The sequence below is a fragment of the Bradyrhizobium sp. P2_E8 genome (assembly GCF_056403875.1).
In genome coordinates this window covers 1-4822 of sequence record NZ_JBFUES010000578.1, presented here as the reverse complement: position 1 = coordinate 4822, position 4822 = coordinate 1, and the positions used below count along the sequence as shown (strand labels likewise).

General features: G+C 65.5%; 4 protein-coding genes. All 4 read left to right on the top strand.

Features of this window, described 5'->3' with window-relative positions; all coding sequences use genetic code 11:
- The first annotated feature begins 63 nt into the window (after window positions 1-63).
- The 4 genes from AC1D00_RS26940 to AC1D00_RS26925 all read left to right on the top strand — a co-directional run bounded on the left by AC1D00_RS26940 (window position 64) and on the right by AC1D00_RS26925 (window position 3779).
- Window positions 64-837, top strand: coding sequence for a fumarylacetoacetate hydrolase family protein (locus AC1D00_RS26940; protein WP_167770436.1), 774 nt, complete (start codon window positions 64-66; stop codon window positions 835-837).
- A 346-nt stretch (window positions 838-1183) separates the two neighbouring features.
- The gene (locus tag AC1D00_RS26935) at window positions 1184-2590 is read left to right on the top strand and encodes a hypothetical protein (RefSeq protein ID WP_477012742.1); all 1407 of its coding nucleotides are present in this window, start codon (window positions 1184-1186) and stop codon (window positions 2588-2590) included.
- A gap of 279 nt (window positions 2591-2869) precedes the next feature.
- Entirely contained in the window at window positions 2870-3073 is a 204-nt protein-coding gene (locus AC1D00_RS26930; RefSeq protein ID WP_135172588.1) for a hypothetical protein, read from the top strand.
- A 58-nt stretch (window positions 3074-3131) separates the two neighbouring features.
- Window positions 3132-3779 carry a hypothetical protein gene (locus tag AC1D00_RS26925; protein WP_477012741.1) on the top strand — a complete coding sequence of 216 codons (648 nt, stop codon included), beginning with the start codon at window positions 3132-3134 and terminating at the stop codon, window positions 3777-3779.
- The last annotated feature ends 1043 nt before the right edge of the window (window positions 3780-4822 follow it).

The following is a 4822-nucleotide window of genomic DNA, read 5'->3' as shown; positions in this document are numbered from 1 at the left end:
CTATGATGGCGTCTCCGCGCCCGTCGATCCCCGTGCACTGGCGGTGGCGTGATGGCTGGCGAGATGAAACAATGGCTGCGCTACCGCCATAGCGGTGCAACCGGCTTCGGCACCCTGACGTCCTCAGGCATCAGCGTGCACGAGGGCGAGATGTTCGGCCGCCATGCCGCCACCGGCAGGACGCTGGCGCTGTCGGAGGTCGAGTTGCTCGCGCCCTGCACGCCCAGCAAGATCGTCGCGCTCTGGAATAATTTCCACGCGCTCGCGGCCAAGCTGAACCAGCCCGAGCCGCCGGAGCCGCTCTATCTGCTGAAGGCCACCACCACGATCACGACACCGGGCGCGGTGATCCGCCGTCCATCTTACTACGACGGCAAGACCACCTATGAGGGCGAGCTCGGCATCGTCATCGGCAGGACCTGCGCCCGCGTCTCGCCCGCGGAAGCAGACCACTTCATCTTCGGCTACACCTGCGTCAACGACATCACCGCCAACGACATCCTGACCCGCGATCCCACCTTCCCGCAATGGGCGCGCGCCAAGGGCATCGACGACTACGGCCCGTTCGGCCCCGTCATCGCGACCGGCCTCGATCCGGCAAAACTGGTGGTCCGCACCATCCTCAACGGCGCGGAGCGGCAGAACTATCCGATCTCGGACATGATCTTCACCGCGCAGGAACTGGTGAGCAGGATCTCCCACGACATGACCCTGCTCCCCGGCGACCTCATCGCCGTCGGCACCTCCGTCGGCGTCGGCGTGATGAAGGAGCCGGTGAACACCGTGACCGTCGCGATCGACGGCATTGGCGAATTGACCAACGAGTTTCGGCTGTAGCCTTCCGTCATTCCGGGGCGCGCGTAGCGCGAGCCCGGAATCCATAACCACGAATGCAATTTGGGTGAGGGATTAGGCGCCACGTCGATCTCGCTCCACAACCGCTGCTTGTGGCTATGGATTCCGGGCTCGGCGCTACGCGCCGCCCCGGAATGACGACTGAGGACTGGCCAGCGCCCACCTAGGGAAAATCCGGCAACCATCCGCGCCTTCCACCGATCGGCTGACGCCGCCGTCCACAGGTCGCGCTATCGGAAACCTCCGACAATCCGCGCGCCCCTTGATCTCGGTTCCGCTCTCCCATAGCAACTATGGCGAGAATGTGTCCCGGCTTGAGGACGTCACGATGTGGCTGTTCTTCCTGGTTGCCTGGTTTGTCCTGCTAGCTGCCATCGCGCTTCTCGCCCAGCAGGCGTTTGGTTACGACCTCACCCACTTGCCCGCCCTGTTGGCGGGCCTCCCCATGCCTCAGCGCATCGCGACCGGCGCGCTCCCGGCCGTGGCGCTGGCGCTGATCGGCGCAACCGCCTGGCGGCTCTCGCGTCAGGACCGGCGTCTGGGCACGCTGCGCGACCGCCTGAAGAAGACCCGCGAGGACGTTGTCGCCGCTCACGCCCTGCAAAACCACCTCGACGCCACCGTCCAGCACCTGATCGAGAGCGACCCAAGGGAAGCCGTCTCCGCCCTTCACGACAAGCTGGGCGAGACCGAGCAGCGCGCGCGGCTGCAGCAGGGCCGCAACGAATCCACCGACATGCACGACCAGCTCGCCGAGATCCGCCGCCGCCAGCAAGGCCTGCGCGAGATGGTCGGCAAGGTCGCCGAGCAGCGCCGCGCGGTCGAACCGGTTTTCACCGAGATCCGCGACCGCCAGAACCAGCTCGAACGGTCGCTCCACGACCTCGAGACCGACGACCGCAAGAACAACCTCGCCGACCGGCTCAAGGACATCGCGCGGGACGTCTCGGCGCTGCTCTCGCGGGTGAACACGGTCCAGGACATTTTCGCGACCCTGAACCAGTACAAGGAAGATCTGGCGAAATCCCACGCCGAGCTGGTGCCGTTGCGGTCGTCGGACGCCGGCATCAACGCGGTGATCAGCGAGCTCGGCCTCAGCCATGACCGCCTCGCCAAGAGCATCGACGAGCTCGAGACCGGCGGCGAAGCGCCGCTCGGCACGCGGGTCGAGGCGCTGTCGAAGAACAAGATCGAGATCGAGCAGCGCCTGGCGCGCATCGACGACAGTTTCAACATCCTCAAGGCGATCCGCCTCGATTTCGAGGAGCTCGGCCAGCGCCAGGCCCAGCTGGAACGCTCGCTCGCGGATGTCGAGACCGACGCCGACGGCAAGACCCTCGTCGACCGCCAGAACGCGCTGAACGATTTCGTCATCCAGTCGCGCCAGCGCCTCGGCGCCTTGCAGGAGACGCTGGCGACGCTGAACGCCTTCAAGACGGAGTTGTCGAAGTCGCAGGCCGACCTCGTCCCGCTGAAGGCCCCGGTGTTCGGCATCGAGGCGCTGATCGCCGAGGTCGGCACCACCCGCGACCTGCTCGCCAGGACCGTCGGCGAGATCGAGGCGAACGGCGGCGTGCCCCTCGCCTCGCGCGTCGACGCGCTGACGAAAAGCAAGCGCGAGGTCGAAGACCGCCTCGCCCGCATCTTCGACAATTTCAACGCCCTCGATGCCTTGCGCAAGGACATCGGCGGCATCTTCTCGACGATCAGGAACAGCCTGAACCGGATCGGGTGAGAACGGACCGCCGGTAGCCCGGATGGAGCGAAGCGAAATCCGGGGAGGTCGTGCAAAGCGGCTACACTGGTCCCCGATTGCGCTACGCTCCATCCGGGCTACGAATACTCTCCGCCGCGAACCGACGAAACATCCAGACACACATCACATCTGCGCGCGCCCGATATATGCCGCCAACATGTCCCGCGCGCGCCGCAACTTGGACGCATTCGGCCGCCCTTCTGTGAGGTGTGTCTGGGGGCACGGCACTGCCGTGTTTGGACCAAACCTTCTAGGGGTATGACTGTGAAGAAGATTGCAATTGTTCTGGGTGCGACGCTTGCTCTGGTGACGGCTGCGAACGCTGCCGATCTGCCGCGCCGGCAGCCCGTGCCTGTCTATCCGGCGGAGCAGGCGCCGATCGGCAAGATGCCGATTGGCAAGAGCCCGGTTGGCAAGGCCCCGATCGGCAAGGCGCCCGGCCCGGTCGCAGCGCGCTACTGACGCGTAGCGACAAACGCGCAGCATCTGCGTAAGCGGCCGACAGCCGAGGGGGCACAGCGTGACGAACAAACCTGATCGATCGGGATCCTGCATCCTTGCGGGGTTCGCGCTTGCGGCGATGATCGCGTGCACGACGCCCTCGGCTTCGGCCCACGAAGCGAACAAGCGCATGGCCGATGCCAATGCGCTTGCGACGACCGACACCGCATCGCGACCGGCGCCGCAGTCGCGGCGGCCCGTCGCGCGTGCGGAGAAAGGCCCCTACTACGTCGACTTCCGCGCCCGGACGGCGGCGAGCTGGGGCCACGCCTTCGTCTGGTACGGCAAGACCAGCGAGCGCGCCGTCGAGGTCGCAGGCCTGACGCCCGCCGGCGACACCCTTGCTTACGTGCTCGGTCACCTCACCTTTGTGCCGTCCGAGACCGGCGCGAGCTACGGCGATCTCGATCCGGAATATCTGACGGCGAGCTATCGCGTCTATCTGAACGAAGCCGACGCCAAGCGCGTGTTCGCCTACATCAAGAAATYGCAGGCGAGCTCGCCGGTCTGGAACGCCGAGACCACCAACTGCACCGGCTTCATCGGCGACATCGCCGAGTTCATGGGCTTGAAGGTTCCCTATCGCTGGCAGCGCCCGGAGAACTTCGTCAACAGCCTGAAAGACATGAACGGCGGCCGCCAGATGGTGCGGCTGTCGGCGGAGTAGCGCCCTTCCCGTAGCCCGGATGGAGCGCAGCGAAATCCGGGACCGCTATCGCCGCATTACACGACCTCCCCGGATTATGCTACGCTCCATCCGGGCTACGAGATCTCACGAACACTCCGGCCTTGCCATCCCCTCGCGGTCATTGCCCGCGCAGGCGGGCAATCCAGTATTCCAGAGACAGCGATGTGATCCAGAGACGCCGCGGCGTACTGGATGCCCCGGTCAAGCCGGGGCATGACGGCATTGGGTGGAGCGGCGCCTCGCCCGTCGGGCAAAACACCCCGCACAAATCTCCCGCCTCGCCTGTCAATCCTCCGCCGCAAATATATTCCACTTTACCGAAATTCGGATTTCGCGTACACACTGGACACCCTGGCCCGAGACAAGGGGCGGATCGCGATCGTCACGAACCGCGGGCCGGGCAGCGATGGACGCGACGGCGTCGGGCGCGAKCGGCATTGCAGGGCGGGAAACCGTGAGCAATTGCCTTCGCGCGAACGACACGGCGCCGACAGCGTGTTCGCATGGCCGCGACGGTGAGCACACGCCAGCCGTCGAGGATGCATGCGAAGACGTGCGCGGACGGAGAAGTCGTGTGGTCCCGACGCCCGGGGTCTGTGCGTCAAGCCTTGCGGTGATGTGCGCTGCCCGACCGGACGCGCACATCAGCCAACCGTGAGGCGACGGGGGCAATAGTGCATCGCTCCCCGAGGAGAGCACGAAGGACACCGTTAAAACCATTCGCGCAGGGAAGGCCGGGCGACCGGCATCACCTGTGGTCCACCCCGTGTGCACTCTTTGTAGCGCACGGACCTGCGGGTGCCAGCCGGCGCCCGGCCTTCCCTGCGCCCTTGTCTCGATAAGGGCAATGCTAGAGGCATAACTCGGGCGACATGCGCCGCGAGAACGCGATGATGTGCCTGCTGTTTGAGATGTGAATTGGAGAGCGATGGCCTCACCACTTGCTCCGTCATTGCGAGCGCAGCGAAGCAATCCATACTGTCTCCGCGGAAAGATTCTGGATTGCTTCGCTACGCTCGCAA